The organism is Bradyrhizobium sp. U87765 SZCCT0048, from assembly GCF_018131225.1.
Taxonomy (GTDB): domain Bacteria; phylum Pseudomonadota; class Alphaproteobacteria; order Rhizobiales; family Xanthobacteraceae; genus Bradyrhizobium_A.
The window spans coordinates 520,153-538,664 of the sequence record NZ_JAFCMM010000003.1; the positions used below are offsets into that span (position 1 = coordinate 520,153).

General features: G+C 64.5%; 20 protein-coding genes and 2 tRNA genes. 3 read left to right on the forward strand and 19 right to left on the reverse strand.

What is annotated here, in order from left to right; genetic code table 11:
• Nucleotides 1–92: 92 nt before the first annotated feature.
• From JQ639_RS20945 to JQ639_RS21000, 14 genes are all read right to left on the reverse strand, one after another.
• Nucleotides 93–1,502 (reverse strand): hypothetical protein, encoded by a 1,410-nt coding sequence (locus tag JQ639_RS20945; protein WP_211968195.1) that lies wholly within the window; start codon nt 1,500–1,502, stop codon nt 93–95.
• A 31-nt stretch (nt 1,503–1,533) separates the two neighbouring features.
• Entirely contained in the window at nt 1,534–3,078 is a 1,545-nt protein-coding gene (locus JQ639_RS20950; protein WP_211968196.1) for a flavin monoamine oxidase family protein, read from the reverse strand.
• A gap of 575 nt (nt 3,079–3,653) precedes the next feature.
• Nucleotides 3,654–4,085 carry a tyrosine-type recombinase/integrase gene (locus tag JQ639_RS35695; RefSeq protein ID WP_349644795.1) on the reverse strand — a complete coding sequence of 144 codons (432 nt, stop codon included), beginning with the start codon at nt 4,083–4,085 and terminating at the stop codon, nt 3,654–3,656.
• A complete protein-coding gene (locus JQ639_RS35700) occupies nt 4,024–4,566 on the reverse strand; it encodes a tyrosine-type recombinase/integrase (RefSeq protein ID WP_349644594.1) in 543 nt (180 codons plus the stop codon). The genes JQ639_RS35695 and JQ639_RS35700 overlap by 62 nt, the downstream gene beginning before the upstream one ends.
• A 15-nt stretch (nt 4,567–4,581) precedes the next feature.
• Nucleotides 4,582–4,881 carry an Arm DNA-binding domain-containing protein gene (locus JQ639_RS35705; RefSeq protein ID WP_349644593.1) on the reverse strand — a complete coding sequence of 100 codons (300 nt, stop codon included), beginning with the start codon at nt 4,879–4,881 and terminating at the stop codon, nt 4,582–4,584.
• A 182-nt stretch (nt 4,882–5,063) separates the two neighbouring features.
• A tRNA-Phe gene (locus JQ639_RS20960) sits at nt 5,064–5,139 on the reverse strand.
• A gap of 542 nt (nt 5,140–5,681) precedes the next feature.
• A complete protein-coding gene (yacG, locus tag JQ639_RS20965; RefSeq protein ID WP_211968197.1) occupies nt 5,682–5,876 on the reverse strand; it encodes a DNA gyrase inhibitor YacG in 195 nt (64 codons plus the stop codon).
• Nucleotides 5,866–6,489, reverse strand: a complete 624-nt coding sequence (locus JQ639_RS20970; protein WP_211968198.1) for a Maf-like protein — start codon at nt 6,487–6,489, stop codon at nt 5,866–5,868. The genes yacG and JQ639_RS20970 overlap by 11 nt, the downstream gene beginning before the upstream one ends.
• A gap of 308 nt (nt 6,490–6,797) precedes the next feature.
• Entirely contained in the window at nt 6,798–7,268 is a 471-nt protein-coding gene (locus tag JQ639_RS20975; RefSeq protein ID WP_211968199.1) for an arsenate reductase ArsC, read from the reverse strand.
• Nucleotides 7,269–7,272: 4 nt separating this feature from the next.
• Nucleotides 7,273–7,767 (reverse strand): UPF0262 family protein, encoded by a 495-nt coding sequence (locus JQ639_RS20980; protein ID WP_211968200.1) that lies wholly within the window; start codon nt 7,765–7,767, stop codon nt 7,273–7,275.
• Nucleotides 7,764–9,059, reverse strand: coding sequence for a histidinol dehydrogenase (gene hisD / locus JQ639_RS20985; protein WP_211968201.1), 1,296 nt, complete (start codon nt 9,057–9,059; stop codon nt 7,764–7,766). The genes JQ639_RS20980 and hisD overlap by 4 nt, the downstream gene beginning before the upstream one ends.
• 156 nt (nt 9,060–9,215) lie before the next feature.
• Nucleotides 9,216–9,707 (reverse strand): DUF2948 family protein, encoded by a 492-nt coding sequence (locus tag JQ639_RS20990; RefSeq protein WP_211968202.1) that lies wholly within the window; start codon nt 9,705–9,707, stop codon nt 9,216–9,218.
• 18 nt (nt 9,708–9,725) lie between these two features.
• Nucleotides 9,726–11,015: a UDP-N-acetylglucosamine 1-carboxyvinyltransferase gene (murA, locus tag JQ639_RS20995; protein WP_211968203.1), complete on the reverse strand. Its 1,290-nt coding sequence runs from the start codon at nt 11,013–11,015 to the stop codon at nt 9,726–9,728.
• Nucleotides 11,016–11,217: 202 nt separating this feature from the next.
• The gene (locus JQ639_RS21000) at nt 11,218–11,412 is read right to left on the reverse strand and encodes a hypothetical protein (RefSeq protein ID WP_211968204.1); all 195 of its coding nucleotides are present in this window, start codon (nt 11,410–11,412) and stop codon (nt 11,218–11,220) included.
• Between the two features lie 110 nt (nt 11,413–11,522).
• On the opposite strand from JQ639_RS21000, the gene JQ639_RS21005 reads away from it, so the two are divergent.
• The 3 genes from JQ639_RS21005 (at nt 11,523) to JQ639_RS21015 (ending at nt 12,753) form a co-directional block, all read left to right on the forward strand.
• Nucleotides 11,523–11,963: a nuclear transport factor 2-like protein gene (locus tag JQ639_RS21005; RefSeq protein ID WP_211968205.1), complete on the forward strand. Its 441-nt coding sequence runs from the start codon at nt 11,523–11,525 to the stop codon at nt 11,961–11,963.
• 193 nt (nt 11,964–12,156) lie between these two features.
• Nucleotides 12,157–12,231 (forward strand) — tRNA-Thr (locus JQ639_RS21010).
• A 93-nt stretch (nt 12,232–12,324) separates the two neighbouring features.
• Nucleotides 12,325–12,753: a hypothetical protein gene (locus JQ639_RS21015; RefSeq protein ID WP_211968206.1), complete on the forward strand. Its 429-nt coding sequence runs from the start codon at nt 12,325–12,327 to the stop codon at nt 12,751–12,753.
• 82 nt (nt 12,754–12,835) lie between these two features.
• Here the strand turns inward: JQ639_RS21015 and JQ639_RS21020 are convergent, their stop codons facing one another.
• From JQ639_RS21020 to JQ639_RS21040, 5 genes are all read right to left on the reverse strand, one after another.
• Entirely contained in the window at nt 12,836–14,248 is a 1,413-nt protein-coding gene (locus JQ639_RS21020; RefSeq protein ID WP_211968207.1) for an SH3 domain-containing protein, read from the reverse strand.
• 266 nt (nt 14,249–14,514) lie between these two features.
• Nucleotides 14,515–15,969: a GntP family permease gene (locus JQ639_RS21025; RefSeq protein ID WP_211968208.1), complete on the reverse strand. Its 1,455-nt coding sequence runs from the start codon at nt 15,967–15,969 to the stop codon at nt 14,515–14,517.
• Between the two features lie 3 nt (nt 15,970–15,972).
• A complete protein-coding gene (locus tag JQ639_RS21030; RefSeq protein ID WP_211968209.1) occupies nt 15,973–16,992 on the reverse strand; it encodes a patatin-like phospholipase family protein in 1,020 nt (339 codons plus the stop codon).
• Nucleotides 16,993–17,166: 174 nt separating this feature from the next.
• On the reverse strand, nt 17,167–17,523 hold the full coding sequence (locus tag JQ639_RS21035; protein WP_211968210.1) for a hypothetical protein: 357 nt from the start codon (nt 17,521–17,523) through the stop codon (nt 17,167–17,169).
• A gap of 69 nt (nt 17,524–17,592) precedes the next feature.
• Nucleotides 17,593–18,501: a flagellin gene (locus JQ639_RS21040; RefSeq protein WP_211968211.1), complete on the reverse strand. Its 909-nt coding sequence runs from the start codon at nt 18,499–18,501 to the stop codon at nt 17,593–17,595.
• Between the last annotated feature and the right edge of the window lie 11 nt (nt 18,502–18,512).

Below are 18,512 nucleotides of genomic sequence, written 5' to 3' on the forward strand. Positions count from 1 at the left end.
CGACGTCGGCGAGTCCATGGTCGCCAGCGCGATCGCAATTCTCGCGCCTGCAGAGGCTCGCCGAGATTCTGGAGAGGCCCCGATCCGCAGCCTCAGGGCTGCTTCGGACACGGCCATCGGCCGTAACACTTTCCTTTGATCACGTTGCTGCCGCAGCAGATTTCGACGTGATTGGAGCATCGGCTTCCCGCCGGGCTGCACTGCTTGCTCATTCGGGCATTCGGAGCCGGCGAATACGGTGGAGCAGTGCTCGCCCCCATCCCTATCGTGTCGATCTCTACGACCGAGCCGATGCGGAGGAAGATCCGCTGCTCCTTTTCACCCTTGGCCACCGTGACGTTCTTGTTCTCGAGCGTCCAGCGCTCGTTCGCATCGTCTGCAGGAACGAGCACAGATGTGTCCGGGCCAGCCGTTTGGATGACTCCTTCGAATTCGACCCACTCCGAATCGCGAAAATCGACAGGCACTTGGTTCAGATCGGTCATGCATGCTTCTCCCAGTCGCGGAAATGCGACCCACAACAACTTCGCGGCTACCGGCAGACTGGTGGCCAGAATGGCAGCAACCAGTCCTACGCAGAGCAGCACGCGGACGGGCAGATAGAGGATATCGAAAAGGTCGACCCCGAGATAATAAGTCTCGGTAGCTCGTTCGGATGGAAATAGCCGCGCGACGGCCGCCGCATCGCCCGCGGCGGCCATTGCGACCGCGGAAGACGAAACGCCGACTTTCGCCTCCGGTTCGCCTGGCGGAGGCTCGTCGGGCTGTGGGTTTGCAAACTGGACGAGCAACTTCAGCCGCTCGTCCAGAACCTTCCTACTCTCTTCATCGAGCAGTCCGCGGTTCTCGTCTGCAAAGCCGTAAATTGTCTTCGCCAGATCCGACTGGGGAATGGCCTGGCCATGCCGTTCGATCGTCCGTACCAGGACAAGAGCGGCGTCCTCGCGAGCGAGCCCGCCGCTCTTGCGGATGGTATGAGCCAGTATGGGAGGACAGAAGAAGTTGTAGATGCCGTGGAGCGCCAAGTAGAGCACATACCCCACAATTTCGATGCGGATCGTGTCGATTGCGGAGAAATGTCTGCAGAACAGATCGAAGTTGAAAACGTGCCTATTGACCCAGATTGCCCAACGCGTCTCTTCGTCGACCCCCTGAGTGACGTAGAAGAGTAGGTAGGAAAGAAAGACGATCGTCAGCGGTATCTTGGAGCTTTTGAAGAACGGCTCCAAGGCCGTCCACCGCGGGACGTGAAGCCTTGCGAGCCATGCGACATCGGGAAACCAGGCGACGATCAATTCGAATACGTAGAATAGGAATGCGATCGCGAGGGCAGCGATGGCGGCGATACAATAATGCAGGACGGGATCGCCGCGTTGCCCCCAGACTACGGCCCATCGGAGTGCTTCCGCACACAGAAGGACGGGAAGAACGATCGCCAACCACATCCCGAACCTTTTCAGGTGCGTCAGCACGAGAATCGTTCCGGAAGAGCTTTCCGTCATACGCTGGCGCCCCGAAGCCGCGACGCGCCCATCAAATGAGACCCTCGTTGCGAACGATGGCCGATGAAGCCGTCAATCCCGACTGGAGCGCGCCTTCCATGTAACCGAAGAAAGGGAGACAACAGTGTTCGCCCGCGAACACCAGTCGGTCGTGAAATGGCCGATTGAGAAACGGCCCGATGCGCCTGACCTCACCAGGCGCCGGACAGGAATAACCGGCTTTCGTCCACCGTTCGCCGGGCCACGATACGAACTTCGGCTCAGCGGCCAGATTAGCTGAATAGCCTGCGAAGAGTTTGTCTAGCTCGGAAGCGTAGTAGGCATTCAGTTGACGTTCGTCCGACTTGGCAAGAAGGTCAATCGCGGCTTCCGCGGCATGCCCTCCTGCAAACAGACTAAGCTCCACCGTCTGGTCCGATAACTGAATCTGATTGTCCGTGCCGTCCCACGTCAATCCGATCGTCTCGGAGGTACCATTCGGAGATTGACCGGCGCCGAACCAGAAGCGACTTTTGAGTTCGCTCAAGTACTTGACGGCGACGCCCATCGAGACGCGAAACTCGGGCGCAATGGGCGGATTGATCCTGATCTCGCCGGGAGACGACGTGGTCGCCCACAGGCTCGGCGGAACGGCGAACACGACATAGTCGAACTCCGTTTCTTTTCCGGCCGCGGATGTGAGGACGACTTTATCAGCGCGGATGTCGACCGATGTAATCGGCGTTCCCGTCAATATCTCGCCGCCGGCTGCGGTGATGCTCTCCGCCAACTTCGTCGCTAATGTTTGGTTGCCCTGTTCGCACTTAACCGTCTCCGACTGAGTGAAGTAGTCGTCTGGCTTTCCATGAAGTCCACCTCCACGAACCGCGGCGAGGTTAGCCAACAAACTCTGCCGATCGGTTGGCGCGCCGTTCGTATTGGCGAACTGAGTCTCCAGCGCCCGTCTCACGAGATCACTGCAGTCCTGCAGTTTTATCCAAGTCGCCAGGCTCGTGTTGTCGAGACTTTCCGCATCGGGAGCATCCCAGCATTTGTACGGATCCGACAGCTTCCTTGCTTCCGCACACATGTTCGCGATCGCGGGCTCCATCTCGTCGTATACTTGCTTCGTTTCCTTGGTCGACAACAGCCGCCCATCCAACGACAACGGCATTTCCAGGTCTAGGGACGAGAACGCATCCTCGGTCGTCAGCACGGTCAATCCCAGATCGAACTCCTTCGCCAGCATCAGCCAGGTGGGATGGATATACCCGATCAGTTCCGCGCCGGCTTCGATCGCGCGATGTGACGACGCGTGGAATTGGGTCCAAACGCGGCCGCCCACGCGATCCCGCGCCTCGAAAACGTTGACTGCGCATGTCCGCGATAGGTTATGACCGGCCATCAGGCCAGCGAAGCCGGCACCGACGACGGCGACGCGCGTCTTCTTGTTGGCCCGCGCCGGCGCAAACATGATGTCCGCATCGAACTTCTGCGAGAAGTTGGCGATGCGGTTCCGCAGGTCCCGTTGTCTTTGGATCGCCGGCGTCCTCGTACCGAAACGCTGGTCGAGCCGCGCGTAGAGCGAGCGGGCCATGATGGCTAATCACCGAGAGGGGGACGGCGCTCCACTCCGCCGCCGTCGATATCATCCAGATCGGCTGCAACTCGCTTCTCGAACGACATGCCAACTCCCCCCCCCCCGAGAAAGCCTCAAACGAAGTCAATTGTAATCTAAGGATGCTGTCAATGGTGACTGCAACTATGTCGCGCATTTCGCCAAAGTAATCACGAGGACGGCGCCTCGAGCTTTTCGATCGACAACCCGCCGCCAGGAATCATCGTGGAGTTTGGGATCGGTCTCGCGGAGTCTGGCGGCGGATGACGAAGGGTCTGTGTCCGAAGTCGCAGCCCACGAAGGTCGGGCTTCTAACGCACTCCTGATGGCGGAGCGGTTCTCAGGCGCGCCGCCATCAGGCCGGCGAAGTACGCCCTGCACGTCATGGACGCGTGGTGGATTGTCGCCCCCACGTAATGGCGAACGTCATTCTTTGTCGATCTCGCCCGCCTTCGGATACGCAGATGCTTATTCGACGGATATTTGACGAGTTTAGAAGGCGTTCAGCAAGTTATTGAAATGGCTGGCGCCCCCTAGGGAATCGAACCCCTATTTCAGCCTTGAGAGGACGCGAACGGTCGCACTTTGTCCACCGATGATCCGTGCCAAAGCTGATCAAGGTAGTCTGCCCACACGTGCATCATCTCGACTCGCTCGTTCCAGAACTCCGCCGCATGCATGTAGGCGCGACGGACATCGTTCTCTTCCATGTGCGCCAGCTGTCGCTCGATCGCATCTGGATTCCACCGGCTCATCTCGTTGAGCAAGGTTGAGGCCGTTGCCCGGAACCCGGATACACTGACTTCTTGTTTTGAGTAGCCCGTTCGGCGCAGCGCGGCGTTCAGTGTGTTGTTACTCATGCAGCGTCGAACCGAGTCGACAGCCGGAAAGATAAACTCACCCCGCCCGGTCATCCCGTGCAGCTCACGCAGGATGACGAGCGCTTGGCGTGGCAGTGGCACGCGATGCGGCCGTTTCATCTTCATCGTCGCGGGCTGGCACAATCCAGATTGCCTTGCCGAAATCAATCTCTATCCACCGCGCTAGCCGCAGCTCGCCGGGCCGGACGAACAATAGCGCGGAGAGCTGCAGCGCGAGATGGGTGGTCGGCTGCCCACTGTAGTTCTCGATGGCTCGCAGGAGCGCACCAAGCTGAGCAGGATCGGTGATGGCGGCGCGATGGTTCACCTTCGGGGTTATCAATGCACCGCGCAGATCGACCGAGATATCGCGGGTGGCGCGCCCGGTCGCGATCGCATACCGGAAGACCATGCTGACAACGGCGCGCAGCCGGCGCGCGCTCTCGTACCGCTCGCGCAGTTCAAATTTTCGGAGCGCATGCAAAAGTTCGGGTACGGTGATTTCCCCGATCGGGCGATCGCCGAAGGCCTCGTTCGCTGGCTCAAACAACCAGGTGTTCTTGCGAAGGGTAGTCTTCGCTCGCCCCTCACGTCGCTGCTTGTCCAAAAACTCGTCGGCAACCTAGCGAAAGGAGTTGCCGCCAGCAGCCCTCACGATCTTCGCCAACCGCCGCTCGAGGCTCGGGTCCTTGCCGTTGGCTAGCAGTTTCCGGGCGACGTCGCGCCGTTCTCGGGCTCCCGCGAGCGTGGCCTGCGGATAGGCGCCGAGCGCAACCTGCTTCTGCTTGCCATCGAAGCGGTAGGCGAAGCGCCACAGCTTGCTGCCGCTGTGGCGCACCAGCAGGTACAGTCCATCGAAGTCAGTGACCTTGTAATCCCGCTCGCCCGGCTTGGCGTTGCGGATCTTGGTGTGGTTGAGCATGGGGGTCTCGTGCTGGCACAGCAGAACAAAACGGAATCCGGCGCCAGCAAATGTACCAGCGGTGCCAGCAGTCACCAACCGACGCGCCCGAATGAGTGCCAACTACTACGGATTTAAGCTATTGAAATCGTTTCCGAAAAGAGACGTAGGCGGACCTGAGCGAACAAAGGCGAACACCGGTATGGTGCCCAGGGGCGGAATCGAACCACCGACACTGCGATTTTCAGTCGCATGCTCTACCAACTGAGCTACCTGGGCGACTTGCCCGGACGAAAGCCGGGAAGCGGGGCGGTTTATAGAGAGCCGGGCCGGCCCTGTCCAGTCACGGACTGACAAAAAATGGTCATGGTCCCCAGCCGCAGGTCCGGCGCAAGGCCTTGGCCGGGAACGGTTTCTTTCCACCGGCCTCGGCGCAGGGAGAAAAGCCCCGTCGGGCGGCCGCGGATGGAGCTGTGGAGGCCGCCGAACGCCCGGGATTTGGGGACCTGACGCGGAACCTGCGGCCACGGGAGCCCCCCCCCTGCAGAGCGCGACCCGTCCGTGTTGTCGCTCTCCTCACACCCACGCCTCCACATAGGGGGCGGCCCGATGACGAGCTCCGCGCCATGATCCGGCCGACACCCGTCGTGTTGAAAGCAAGCTGGATGCGCGGGTGACCCTGATCCTGGTGATCCGTCGAAGACGGATCGCGCTGCCCGCGCATGACGCGGTGGGCGTGGTGGTGCGCCAGGGCAACTGAGTAACCCTGCCCCTCCGGGCACGGAGCCGGCAGCGCCGGTGCCCGCCGCGCCGGCCCCGCCTCACGCCTGCGGGATGCTGTCGGCCTCGTCGTCGCTGTCGTCACCGGGGATGACATAGGAGCCGGACAGCCAGCGGCCGAGATCGATCTTGCGGCAGCGCTCCGAGCAGAACGGCGCGGCCTCCGGCACCACCGGCTTGCCGCAGATCGGACAGCCTTTCTTTTTCAGCGATCGCGCAGTGTCGTCAGGAGGCATTCAACCAACCATGCCGGATCGGATAGCCCTCGCCGCCAAGCAGCGTGGCGGTCTCGTAGAGCGGCAGGCCGACCACATTGGTGTAGGAGCCGACCAGCTTGACCACGAACGAGCCGGCGATGCCCTGCACCGCATAGCCGCCGGCCTTGCCGCGCCACTCGCCCGAACCGATGTAGGTCTGGATGTCGTCTTCGGTGAGGCGCTTGAAGCGCACCCGCGTCTCGATCAGGCGCTGGCGGAACGCCTGCTTGGGCGTGACGATGCAGATCGCGGTGTAGACGCGATGGTTGCGGCCGGACAGCAGGCGCAGGCACTGCGAGGCCTCGTCCACCAGCTCCGCCTTGGGCAGGATGCGCCGGCCGACCGCCACCACGGTGTCGGCGGCGATGATGAAGGCGCCGCGCAGCTCGTCGTCAAGGTTGATCGACTTCAGCGCCGCTTCCGCCTTGGCGCGCGCGAGGCGCGTGGCGCAGGAGCGCGGCAGTTCGCCCTTGGTCGGGGTCTCGTCGACATCGGCCGGACGCAGGGCGTCGGGCTCGATGCCGGCCTGGTTGAGCAGGCCGAGACGGCGGGGCGAACCGGACGCGAGAACGAGCTTGGGACGGCCTAACATGCGGCGGGATCTGTTCCGAACGAGGGGACTGCCGCGAGGTGATCGCCCACGGACTTGATGGCGCGGCGGAAATTATCGGAACGGGGGACGTTCCACAACCGGGACAGAGGCCGGAGTAGCCTGCGGAACGCCGTTAGCGCCGTCGTCCTGAGGTGCGAGCGAAGCGAGCCTCGAAGGATGGCGGCGAGGCTCGGGCCGTCGCCCTGCGAGGGTCCCGCTGCGCGGGCCCGCCTCAGGGTGACGGATCTCACGCCTGCGCCGCTCTGCCCGCCCCGCGCGACGCCCTGCCCTTCCCGCCCACACGCTCCCTACGCCTGCCCGCGGCCGGCGGAGCCGAAGCGGCGGCGGATGCGCAGCAGGAGGCCGTCGCAGACGTCGCGATAGGCCTGCAGGCGCTGCTCGCGACTGCCCTCGGTGTCGGTGGGATCGGGGGTCGGCCAGTATTCGACGTCGGCGGCGATGGTGTGGGTCAGTTCCAGCGCCTTGTGGTGCGCCTCCGGCGACAGCGTGATGATGAGGTCGAAGTTCAGCCCCTCCCAGTCCTCCAGCTCGGCGAAGGTCTGCGGCTTGTGGCGGGAGATGTCGCGGCCCATCTCCTGCATCACCGCGACGGCGAACGGATCGAGCTCGCCCTTCTTCACGCCGGCGGAGCGGACATAGAGGGTGTTGGGGAACATGCCCTGCAGCAGCCCCTCGGCCATCGGCGAGCGCACGCTGTTCAGCCCGCATGAAAACAGCACGGCCTGCGGGTTGCGTCCGCGTGGCGGCGCGCCCGTCAACGCCTCACCCCTTCCAGTGCAGGACGGAGATCAGCGTGAACAGGCGGCGCGCGGTCTCGAAATCGATCCGCACCTTGCCCTCCAGCCGCTCCATCAGCGTATGCGAACCCTCGTCGTGGATGCCGCGTCGGCCCATGTCGATGGCCTCGATCTTGTCGGGCGTCGCGGTGCGGATGGCGTGATAGTAGCTGTCGCAGATCATGAAGTAGTCCTTCACGATGCGGCGGAACGGGGTGAGCGACAACAGGTGCACCACCACCGGGCTGGCATCCTCGCGGCGGATGTCGAACATCAGGCGATTGCCGGTGATGCCGAGATGCAGCGTGAACGGCCCGCCGTCCGCGCCCTCGGGCGCGAACAGGTTCTTCTCGACCAGGTCGTAGATGGCGATCGCCCGCTCGTGCTCGATATCCGGCCCGGAGCGGCCGATCGACTCCTCGTCGAGCGTGACCGCGACGATGCGCTTCTGGCTGTCGTCCGGGGCGGGCGGGTTCGTCATTGCTGGTTGAGGCGCAGTCCGACCGAGCGCGCATGGGCGTCGAGCCCCTCGGCCTTGCCGAGGGTCATCGCGGCCGGACCCAGCGCGCGCAATTGATCCGGACCACACCGCAGGATCGACGTCCGCTTCATGAAGTCAAGCACGCCGAGGCCCGAGGAGAACCGCGCCGAGCGCGCGGTGGGCAGCACGTGGTTGGAGCCGCCGACATAGTCGCCGATCGCCTCCGGGGTATGGCCGCCGAGGAAGATCGCCCCGGCGTTGCGGATGCGCGCGGCGAACGCCTCGGGATCCGCGGTCATGATCTCGAGATGCTCGGCGGCGATGGCGTTGGCCAGCGGTACGGCATCGTCCAGCGAGGCGACCTCGATCACCGCGCCATAGTCGGCCCAGGAGGCGCGCGCGATGTCTGCGCGCGGCAGCGTCTTGAGCTGGCCCTCGACCGCGGCGATCACGCGGTCGGCGAGATCCCTGTCATCGGTGATCAGGATGGACTGGGCCGCGGTATCGTGCTCCGCCTGCGCCAGCAGGTCGGCGGCAATCCAGTCGGCATTGGCGGTGCGATCGGCGATCACCAGCACCTCGGACGGCCCGGCGATCATGTCGATGCCGACCTTGCCGAACACCAGCCGCTTGGCGGCAGCGACATAGGCGTTGCCCGGGCCGACGATCTTGGCGACAGGACGGATGGTCGCGGTGCCATAGGCCAGCGCAGCCACCGCCTGGGCGCCGCCGACGCGGTAGATCTCGGACACGCCGCCGAGATGGGCGGCCGCGAGCACCAGCGGGTTGAGCTTGCCGTCCGGCGCCGGCACCACTATGACCACGCGGTCAACGCCGGCAACCTTCGCCGGCACCGCATTCATCAGCACCGAGGACGGATAGGCGGCGGTGCCGCCGGGCACATAGAGGCCGACGGCCTCGATCGCGGTCCAGCGATGGCCGAGCTCGACGCCCAGCGCGTCGGTAAAGCGGTCGTCCTTCGGCATCTGGCGGCGGTGGAAGGCCTCGATGCGGTCGCGCGCCAGCGTCAGCGCCGCGACGGTCTCCGGATCGCACGCCTTCACGGCGGTCTCGATCTCGGCCGCAGTGATGCGCAGGCCGCCGGCGTCGAGTGTGAGGCGGTCGAACTTCGCGGTCGCTTCCAGCAGCGCGGCGTCGCCGCGGGCGACGACGTCGCCGACGATCGCGCGCACCGCGGCCTCGATGTCGGCGGCGACCTCGCGCTTGACGGCGAGGAAGGCTTTGAAGCGCTCGGCGAAATCGGCGCTTCGGCTGTCGATGCGGATCGGCATGGAGGTGTTCCGAAAAAACGTCACGCCCGTCACGGGCGCAGGAAATGCCCCGGGGGCCCTTGCTCAATGGCGCGCCGGTCCGGCGGCGTCAACCCTCGCGCCGGGCGCGGCCGCGGCCCGGTCGGGCCACGGATCGCGCCTCGATGACCGTCTCGGCTACCCCTTGGCCGGCGGCTCGGGGGAACCGGTCGGGCCGAGCGGCGGCGCGGCTTCGCCCAAGGTCTCGCTCATGGCGTCCGCGTCGATGCCGAGGTCGGCGAGCTCGCACTCCAGGCATTCCAGCTCCAGCCGCAGCGCGCCGCCGCCGGAGAACAGCAGCAGGGCGGTGCCGGACGGCGACTGGCCGGGATTGAACTCGATGCCGATCAGCTCCAGCACGGTCTGCGGCGCGTCGAGGTCGATCTTGCGCGCCTGGCAGCCCAGCACCCGGTCGAACCGCAACGCCGACACCAGCCGGCTTGCCTGCGGCATGCCGTCAAGCGCCTCGTCCCAGTCGAGCCGGCGCATACCGAGCACGAGACGCTTCTCGCGCGGCCGCCACACGATGTCGCGGACAGCAACGCGGGCATCCTGGACATGGGCCGAGATGACGCAGAGATCGTCAGCGTCGAGTGCCGCCAGTTTTCGCCGTGCCGCCGCCTGCGCCATGGTCTCTCCGCCGTTGTCTCAGCCGCTGATCCGTTCGATGGTCGCGCCGCACGCCGACAGCTTGTCCTCGAGCCGCTCGAAGCCGCGGTCGAGGTGGTAGACGCGGTTGACCATTGTCTCGCCTTCCGCTGCCAGTGCCGCGATCACCAGCGACACCGAGGCGCGCAGGTCGGTCGCCATCACCGGCGCGCCGCGCAGCTTGTCGATGCCGTCAATGGTGGCGGTCTCGCCGTCGAGCTGGATGCGGGCGCCGAACCGGGCCAGCTCCTGCACATGCATGAAGCGATTTTCGAAAATGGTCTCGGTCAGCTGCGAGCGGCCCTTGGCGCGGGACATCAGCGCCATCAGCTGCGCCTGCAGGTCGGTTGGGAATCCGGGGAACGGCGCGGTCGACACCGTCACCGGGTTGATGCCGGCGCCGTTGCGGGCGATGCGGATGCCTTCATTGGTCGGGGTAACGACGGCGCCGGCCTCGGTCAGCACGTCGAGCGCCGACTGCAGCAGCTCGGGCCGCGCGCCGGCGAGCAGCACGTCGCCGCCGGTCATGGCCACCGCCATGGCATAGGTGCCGGTCTCGATGCGATCCGGCAGCACCTCATGGCGCGCGCCATGCAGCTTGGCGACGCCCTCGATGACGATGCGCGGGGTGCCCGCGCCGCTGACGCGGGCGCCCATCTTGTTGAGGCAGTCGGCGACGTCGACGATCTCGGGCTCGCAGGCCGCGTTGGTGATGACGGTCGTGCCCTTGGCAAGCGTCGCCGCCATCAGCGCGACATGGGTGCCGCTGACGGTGACCTTGGGGAATTCGATCTCGGCGCCGATGAGGCCCTTCGGCGCCCTGGCGATGACATAGCCGCCGTCGATCTGGATGTCGGCGCCGAGCTTTTCCAGCGCCATGATCAGCAGGTCGACCGGGCGGGTGCCGATGGCGCAGCCGCCGGGCAGCGACACCTTCGCCTCGCCCATGCGGGCGATCAGCGGCGCGATCACCCAGAAGCTGGCGCGCATGCGCGACACCAGTTCATAGGGCGCGGTGGTGTCGATGATGTTGGCCGCGGAGATGTGCAGGGTCTGGCCCTGGTACGCGCGGTCACCCGAACGCTTGCCCGCGCTCATGATGTCGACGCCGTGGTTGCTCAGGATCCGCTGCAGCAGCGCGACGTCGGCGAGGCGCGGCACGTTGTCGAGGATCAGCGTCTCGTCGGTCAGCAGCGCCGCGGTCATCAGCGGCAGGGCGGCGTTCTTGGCCCCGGAAATCGGGATAGTGCCATTGAGCTTATTCCCGCCGACGATGCGAATGCGATCCATGCCGCCCCCTGCCATGTTGCTGCACGCGCTGACTTAAGCGCATGGGGGCCGCTTTGCAAAAGCTTTCCAGAGAATTCTGCCCGCCCCCGAAAAAACAGTGATCTCAGGCCATTACGGCGAAAGTCGGATCGGCTGGGGCGGCCGGAGCCCTGTATTGACGTCCCCACCCCCGACAACCGGGCCGGATGACCGCCGGGCGGTGTCACTCCTCGCGGCCGGCAGCCGCCGCACCGCCCGCCCCGGCGCCGCTGTCGTCGGACGCCCGGCCGTCCGCGGGCGCATCCGCCGCCCCCTCGCGCGCCGCCTCCGCGCGGCCGCGCGCCTGGGCCTTGCGTCGCCTGAGGTTTTCGCGGAGCGCGGCACTGAGGCGGTCGCGCCGTTTGGGATCGTCGGACATTCAGAACCTCTTCATCCGGCACGCGGAGCAATGGCAGAGTGGCGGCCCGGAGATCTTCCGAACCCGAGAGATAATCCGTCCCGCAGGGGATCGTCAGGAGGCTACGTCCAATGACCGCCAATGCCCTCGCCGACCAGGCGCAACGCACCCTCGACGGCTGGCACCGTTTCGTCGCCAGCCGCGATCAGGCCGACCTCGCGCCGCTGCTGTCGGAGCGAATCGTGTTCCGCTCGCCGGTGGTCCATACCCCGATCCCGGGCAAGCCCGCCACCCTGCTGGTGCTCGGCGCCGTGGTGCAGATTTTCCAGGATTTTCAATATCATCGCACCTTCGTGGCGGGCGCCCACGACGTCGCCCTGGAGTTCAGCGCCAAGGTCGACCGCTTCGATCTCAAGGGCCTCGACCTGATCCGGTTCGACGCCGACGGCCGCATGGTCGAGTTCGAGGTGCTGGTGCGCCCGTTCAAGGCGCTGGAGGCCCTCAACGCCGCGATGACCGGCCGGATCGGCCCGGAACTCGCCCGCCTCAAGCAGGCCGGCGCGCCGGCCTGACGCACGACCTGGCCGGTTCCGGCGCCCGATCGGCGGGAAACCCGCCGATTTCCACCGCCGAAACGGCCCGCTGACAAAAAGCGGGGTGTGGATGACCGTTTCCATGCACCCAGACGCTTGCGCCGCCGCATGTCATGTGGCAAAGGTCGCCCCGCCGAGCGGGCCTGCCATGGCAGATTCCCGCGCCGGACGTGCTGCCGTAGCTCAGTGGTAGAGCACTTCATTGGTAATGAAGAGGTCGACAGTTCAATCCTGTCTGGCAGCACCATTCTCCCCCTTTCCTATGCCGTCCATATTTGACGAATCAGCTCCTTCTTAACGGAGGGCGCCAATATGCTGGTGCGGCTGAAAAGGAACTGTCATGCGAGCGAATGTGGCTCTCTTGATCGGATTGCTTTGTGGGGTCCCAACTCTCGCGAACGGCCAAAACGCGACTGCCACCGAGCGATACCTGCTGCAGGAACGTTGCGGTAAACAAGCCGCGGCAGCCTTCGCCAAAGATTATGTAGCTAACGAAACGACGAAGGACGGACAACACCGGACCTTCAACTACGAAAATCACTACAGCCAGAAGCTCAACAAATGCTTCTTTCTAGAGGTCGGTGTTTTCATCGAGAAAGGAAAATGGTCGAAACAACTGCGACTTTTCGATCTGAATGAGAATAAAGAATACGGCAATTACTACGATTCCGACGCATCTCCCACCTATGTCTTCTGCGTAGTGAATGAAATGCGCTGCTCGTCTGAGAAAGAATGGCGACAGCTCGCAAAACCTTATTTGGAAGACTAATCGAGGAGAAGCAAGAAGTCCGTGCTTATTGCAAAGCTGACCGGCTCGTTTGATGGGCAGCAGATCGCGGAACCTCCCAAAATTATATCTGCCGTCGAAAATTCTTTTTTGTGATCCAACCACGAGATGGCTTTCCCGACAGAAGATCTAGGAACTCAACCTCGATCCATTTTCGATCAAAGCGGAGGACGGCCGCGGTGCTGCCCGCCATAATAGTCCCTGTAATTGGAGCCTTCATCGACTTTGCTGCTTTCGCGTTGATTGATCTTCTAGCAATATATAGGTGGCGCGGAGCTATTTCAGACAACCTTTGTTTGATCAGTTGGTCGGCAAGGCTAAGGACTTCCTGGAATTTAGTTTCTATTCTTAAGCCAGCACTCTCAATTACCTGAGTCTGATAGTCAGTCGACGCCTTAAGGCGCTCAATATCAGAGCTTGTTGCGGACTGCGAAGCGTAATAGGCCGCAAGTACCGTAGCCACCAAAAGAATGATGTGCTCGCTGAAGCCCAACAGCGCGGGTAGTGACTGCAGCGTAGGAAGACAATTCCTAATGATCTGAGCAACCTGCTCCAAATACGACAAACTAGCGGCCACGAACTCGGCCTCAGACATTTCTGACTTGAACTCGGCGGAGGCCGCCGAGAGCGCAGACATTGGATCATCCGACGCGTCCTCAGAAATCAGGCCCTGATTACCAAAAGCGTCCAGCGCCTCGGGCCACCCTGGCGCCTTCAGCGCCTCAACCGCGAGTCTGACAGAAGGATTATTCGTCGCACTAAATCCACGCGCCCATACTGGGGTCTTCAATGCCTCCATCGCCAGCTTGACTGAAGGGTCGTTCGCCAGCTTCACTGCACTGATCCAAGCTGGCGTCTTTAGCACATCCATCGCGCGCTTAATCGACGGGTCGCTCGCCAACTTTAGTGCACCGGCCGCAGCAGGACTGTTGTACACATCCATCGCACGCTTGAGCGATGGATTGCTCGCCAACTTCAGCACTCCGGCCATAGCAGGGCTATTGAACGTATCCATCGCGCGCTTGATCGACGGGTCGCTCGCCAACTTTAGTGCACCGGCCACAGCAGGGCTGTTGTACGCATCCATCGCACGCTTGAGCGATGGATTGCTCGCCAACTTCAGCACTCCGGCCATAGCAGGGCTATTGAACGCATCCATCGCGCGCTTGATCGACGGATCACTCGCCAACTTCACCGCACCAACATAGCCATTGTATTCATTTAACGCCCTCTTGATCGACGAATCGCGGGCTAACTTCAATGCACCTGCCATAGCGGGGCTATTGTACGCACGCACGGCTTGTTTGACCGCCATTGCCAATTTGATTGATGGGTTGGTCACTATATCGAGCGCCCGCGCCAATACCGGAGCGCCCAAAGTGCTAGCGGCCTGTGCTACCGACAAATCGCAGTTAGCCGCTGAAACGTCGCCAGCATTTTCCGACGTAAAGCCCGTCGGGTCAGAAACATCAGTCATTTATGTCTGCTCCAGCTATTCGGCTTCACAACAGAAAATGCGATACGATTTTCTATCGTTGTCCTTTAGACAAAGCAAAAAATCTGGAACCAACACCGGAAAGGGGACATTACGCCGATCGCCGAGACATACGGTGCTGAGACAGCACCAAAGCTGATCATTCAGCAACAAAGATACCTCTCGCTAAATCCTGCCGGAACACTCCTTTTGCCGATATCGCCGGCCCGCCCGCGCTACATTCCTCCCGCGGCATACGAAACCTTGCGTCAGAACGACCCGACCGCCCCACCGATCACGATCACCGCGACCAGCGCGGCGATCGAGCTGACGATGCCGACCATGACGATATCCCTGTAACTGTCGCGATGGGTCAGCCCGCAGATCGCGAGCAGGCTGACGACGGCGCCGTTGTGGGGAAGAATATCGAGCGTGCCGGAGCCGATCACCGCGACGCGGTGCATCAGGCCGGGATCGATGCCGCTGTGCGCGGCGATGTCCATGTAGGTCTGTCCGAGCGCATCGAGCGCAATGGTGAGGCCGCCCGACGCCGAGCCCGTCAGCGCGGCCAGCAGGTTGGTCGCCACCGCCAGCGACACCAGCGGGCCGCCGCCAATGCCGAGCACAGCGTCGCGCACCACCGCGAAGGCTGGCAGCGCGGCGACGACGGCGCCGAAGCCGACGAGGCTCGCGACACTCAGCGCCGGCAGCACCGAGGCATTGGCGCCCGCATCCATCGTCCGCCGCAATTGCGGCAACCGCGCCCGGTTGCAGGCGATGACCGTGACGATGGCGGCCGCCAGCGCCACCACCACCGACCACACGCCGGCGACGGCGGCCAGCGACGTGCCGCCCCACTTGTCTTCGGCGAGATACGCCACGTCGAGCCGCGGCAGCACGGCCAGCGACATCGCGAGGTTGACGACGACGACCACGATCAACGGAAGCAGCGCGTTGAGCACGGGCACCGCCGCCTCGCTGTGATGGCCGTGGCGCATCTCAGCGGGATCGAACTCGCGCGCCGTGGAGGCCCGCTCGCGCACCAGTTCGTCATCCACGGCACTGGCGGCGGCCTCCGCCGGCGCGTCGCCATAGCCCGCGCCGGCACGGCGCGCTGCGTTCTCGGCGCGCCCCAGCCACCACAGCCCGACGCCGAGCATGATGATGGCGGCGATGATGCCGAGACCGGGCGCGGCGAACGGCGTGGTGCCGAAGAACGGCATGGGAATGGCGTTCTGGATCGACGGCGTGCCAGGCAGCGCCGACATGGTAAAGGTCGAGGTGCCGAGAATGACCGCGGCCGGCACCAGCCGGCGCGGGATGTCCGCCGCGCGAAACAGCGACTGCGCCATCGGCACGATGACGAAGAACGCGACGAACAGGCTGACGCCGCCATAAGTCACCAGCGCGCCCGCGAGCACGACGGCGAGCATCACCCGCTTCTCGCCGAGGCGCTCGCTGATGAAGCCGGCGACGGCGGCGACCGCGCCGCTGTCGTCCATCAGTTTGCCGAACACCGCGCCGAGCAGGAAGATCGGGAAGAACTGCGCGAGGAAGCCGGCCGCGCTGACCATGAAGATCTGCGTCCAGCTGGCCAGCAGCGGCGCGCCGCCGAACGCGGCCGCGACCAGCGCGCACAACGGCGCCAGCAGCAGCACGCTCCAGCCGCGGAACGCGAGCCAGATCAAAAGGCCGAGCCCGACCAGGATGCCGAGCAGCCCCATGCCTCAGCACTCCGCCAGCAGGATGTCGAGATCGGCCGTCGAACGCGCGCCGAGGTCGGCGCCGTGGGCGTCGATGAAGGCGCCGGCCGCGCGCCGCCCTTCGTCACGTAGCTTGGCGACGAACGCCCACTCGGCGTTGAGCTTCGACGAGGCGCCGAACGCCGCCAGCAGATCGCTCTTGATACGGTGCGTCTTCATCTGGGCCCAGCGCGCGCCCTCGCCCGTGCCGGGGTCGGCCACCTGGCGCAGCAGCGCGATCATCCGCAGTTCCTTGGCGAGCGCGGAGTTGAACGAGATCTCGTTGAGGCGGTTGAGGATCTCCGCGGCGCTGCGCGGCAGCTCGGCGCGCTCGGTGGGATTGATCTGCACGAACACGGTGTCCTGCGCATCGGTCTCGCGCACCAGCGGCGTGATGGTGGGGTTGCCGACATAGCCGCCATCCCAATACGGCTCGCCGTCGATCTCGATCGCCGGAAACATCGTCGGCAGGCAGGCGGACGCCAGCAGCACGTCCGCGGTGATCTCGGCGTTGCGGAAGATGCGGCCGCGGCCGGTGCGCACCCGTGTCGCGGTGACGAACAGCCTGATCGGCGCCCGCGCGAGGCGTCCGAAATCGATGCTGTCGGCGAGGATGTCGCGCAGCGGATTGAAGCCGAGCGGATTGAGATCATAGGGCGACAGCACCCGCGACATCAGGTCGGTGAACAGGTAGGCCGGCGAGGTGTCGAGCGACCAGCGGCCGAGAATGCGGTCGAGTGGCGAGCGCTGCAGCGGGCTGAACGCGGCGGCGCGCGATACGCTGCGCCAGTATTTGTCCAGTGCCGCGCGGGCGCCGTCGGCCCCGCCCGCGGCCCAACCGTCGACCAGCACTGCGGCGTTCATCGCTCCGGCGGATGTGCCGGAGATGCCGGCGATCTGGAACCAGGGCTCGTCGAGCAGCCGGTCGAGCACGCCCCAGGTGAAGGCGCCATGGGAGCCGCCGCCCTGGAGCGCCAGGTCGATGAGGACGGGGCTTCGATCCATCGGCCGATCCGCGCCTTGCACTGCCACCACGGGTAGCTGCCCGACTATGTCCCAGGCCGCAGCCGGATGCGAGACAAAGTTGCAGGCAGGAGCGGCTGCAGGCGCGACGTGTCCATGGTCAGCGCGTAGAGCGATCCGATCGGCAATGGCGACAGGGCTTGCCCTATGCTCGTCCTATGCCTGGCTGGCGCCGACGCGCCGGGCACGCTCGCGGAACAGCACGACGTTGATGACCACGCCGACAATGAGGGACGGCGCGATCGCAATGACCATCGCCAGCGGCGACAACGGCTTGGGCGTGATCAGCTCGATGGCCATCGCGGTCATCAGCCACAGGGTTGCAAACGACACGGCGAAGTCGATGCGCGGGATCCGCCACCAGTACAGAATCGCGGCAATGACCGTCGCCGGCGCGGTGGCCGCGCCGATCATGACCATTGTCAGCTCCGCCGGTGTCGCGGCGTCGATCACCATGGCCGCCAGCAGCCACAGGCTGCCGAACATCGCGGCCACATCGACGGGATGCCTCATCGTATTCTCCTCCTGCGCCAATTTGGCGCAGGGGGTCTGGCCGGTCAAGCCCGACCGGTTCCACTGTCCTCAGTGCAGATAGCTCGACAGGCTGAGGCCCTGGATCTTGGCGATCGCCGAATAGGAGGCCTCGAGCTGGGCCTGGTAGCTCGAGAGCTGCGCGGTGACCGCGGCGACGTCGACGCCGGTCAGGTTGTCGCTGAGCGACCTGGCGTAGGTCTGGTAATCCGACTGGGTCGCGCTCGCGGTCTGCATCGACGACGACGACAGGCCGAGCTGCGCCTGCACCGCCGACGTCGCGCTCACTGCGCTCACGGTCAGATTCAGCGCCGCGGTCAGGTTCGCCGTCGACAGCGGCGAGTTGTTGGCGACGAGATTGAGCGCGCGCAGCCCCTGCTCGAAGGCGGTGTTGTCGGCAGTCACGCCATAGGTCACGGTCTGCGTCTCCGAGACGCGGACGGACGCCGCCTCGTCATTGCCCTGATAATAGCTGGTGCTCGGGGTCGATGCCGATACCGGCGGATAGGCCGAGCTCGACACATTGACCGGCGGCGTCGTGGTGTTGGAGCCGCCGAACAGATATTCGCCGCCATACTGGGTGTTCAGCAGCGACCCCATTTCCGACATCAACTGCTGGGCGGTCTGGGTCACGGTGGTCGAATTGGTGTTGGCGGTGTTCGAGGCCGCCGTCAGAGTCGAGCGGAACTGGGTCAGCAGGTTGGAGATCGAGGTCACCGCCGAATACATCACCTGCGTCCGGCTGTCGGCGGCCGCGGCCGCGGTGGAATAGGCTTCCGAGCGCGAAACCGAGATCTGCAGGTTGATGACCTGCTTGGACGTGGCGCCGAGATCGCCGTAGTCCTGCGCGCTGACGCCCGAGGCCTCCTCGAGCTGATCGGTCGCCATCACGCTCTGCGTGCGCAGCGCGGAGTTGATCATCTGCTCGCTCAGCGGGAATGTCGCCACGCGCATCGTCATGTCACGCTACC

What these genes read in the sequence shown, in the direction of transcription:
- JQ639_RS20945 (WP_211968195.1), bottom strand. Translation starts at nt 1,502, where the DNA reads ATGACGGAAAGCTCTTCCGGAACGATTCTCGTGCTGACGCACCTGAAA.
- JQ639_RS20950 (WP_211968196.1), bottom strand. Translation starts at nt 3,078, where the DNA reads ATGGCCCGCTCGCTCTACGCGCGGCTCGACCAGCGTTTCGGTACGAGG.
- JQ639_RS35695 (WP_349644795.1), bottom strand. Translation starts at nt 4,085, where the DNA reads ATGAAGATGAAACGGCCGCATCGCGTGCCACTGCCACGCCAAGCGCTC.
- JQ639_RS35705 (WP_349644593.1), bottom strand. Translation starts at nt 4,881, where the DNA reads ATGCTCAACCACACCAAGATCCGCAACGCCAAGCCGGGCGAGCGGGAT.
- yacG (WP_211968197.1), bottom strand. Translation starts at nt 5,876, where the DNA reads ATGCCTCCTGACGACACTGCGCGATCGCTGAAAAAGAAAGGCTGTCCG.
- JQ639_RS20970 (WP_211968198.1), bottom strand. Translation starts at nt 6,489, where the DNA reads ATGTTAGGCCGTCCCAAGCTCGTTCTCGCGTCCGGTTCGCCCCGCCGT.
- JQ639_RS20980 (WP_211968200.1), bottom strand. Translation starts at nt 7,767, where the DNA reads ATGACGAACCCGCCCGCCCCGGACGACAGCCAGAAGCGCATCGTCGCG.
- hisD (WP_211968201.1), bottom strand. Translation starts at nt 9,059, where the DNA reads ATGCCGATCCGCATCGACAGCCGAAGCGCCGATTTCGCCGAGCGCTTC.
- JQ639_RS20990 (WP_211968202.1), bottom strand. Translation starts at nt 9,707, where the DNA reads ATGGCGCAGGCGGCGGCACGGCGAAAACTGGCGGCACTCGACGCTGAC.
- murA (WP_211968203.1), bottom strand. Translation starts at nt 11,015, where the DNA reads ATGGATCGCATTCGCATCGTCGGCGGGAATAAGCTCAATGGCACTATC.
- JQ639_RS21000 (WP_211968204.1), bottom strand. Translation starts at nt 11,412, where the DNA reads ATGTCCGACGATCCCAAACGGCGCGACCGCCTCAGTGCCGCGCTCCGC.
- JQ639_RS21005 (WP_211968205.1), top strand. Translation starts at nt 11,523, where the DNA reads ATGACCGCCAATGCCCTCGCCGACCAGGCGCAACGCACCCTCGACGGC.
- JQ639_RS21015 (WP_211968206.1), top strand. Translation starts at nt 12,325, where the DNA reads ATGCGAGCGAATGTGGCTCTCTTGATCGGATTGCTTTGTGGGGTCCCA.
- JQ639_RS21020 (WP_211968207.1), bottom strand. Translation starts at nt 14,248, where the DNA reads ATGACTGATGTTTCTGACCCGACGGGCTTTACGTCGGAAAATGCTGGC.
- JQ639_RS21025 (WP_211968208.1), bottom strand. Translation starts at nt 15,969, where the DNA reads ATGGGGCTGCTCGGCATCCTGGTCGGGCTCGGCCTTTTGATCTGGCTC.
- JQ639_RS21030 (WP_211968209.1), bottom strand. Translation starts at nt 16,992, where the DNA reads ATGGATCGAAGCCCCGTCCTCATCGACCTGGCGCTCCAGGGCGGCGGC.
- JQ639_RS21035 (WP_211968210.1), bottom strand. Translation starts at nt 17,523, where the DNA reads ATGAGGCATCCCGTCGATGTGGCCGCGATGTTCGGCAGCCTGTGGCTG.
- JQ639_RS21040 (WP_211968211.1), bottom strand. Translation starts at nt 18,501, where the DNA reads ATGACGATGCGCGTGGCGACATTCCCGCTGAGCGAGCAGATGATCAAC.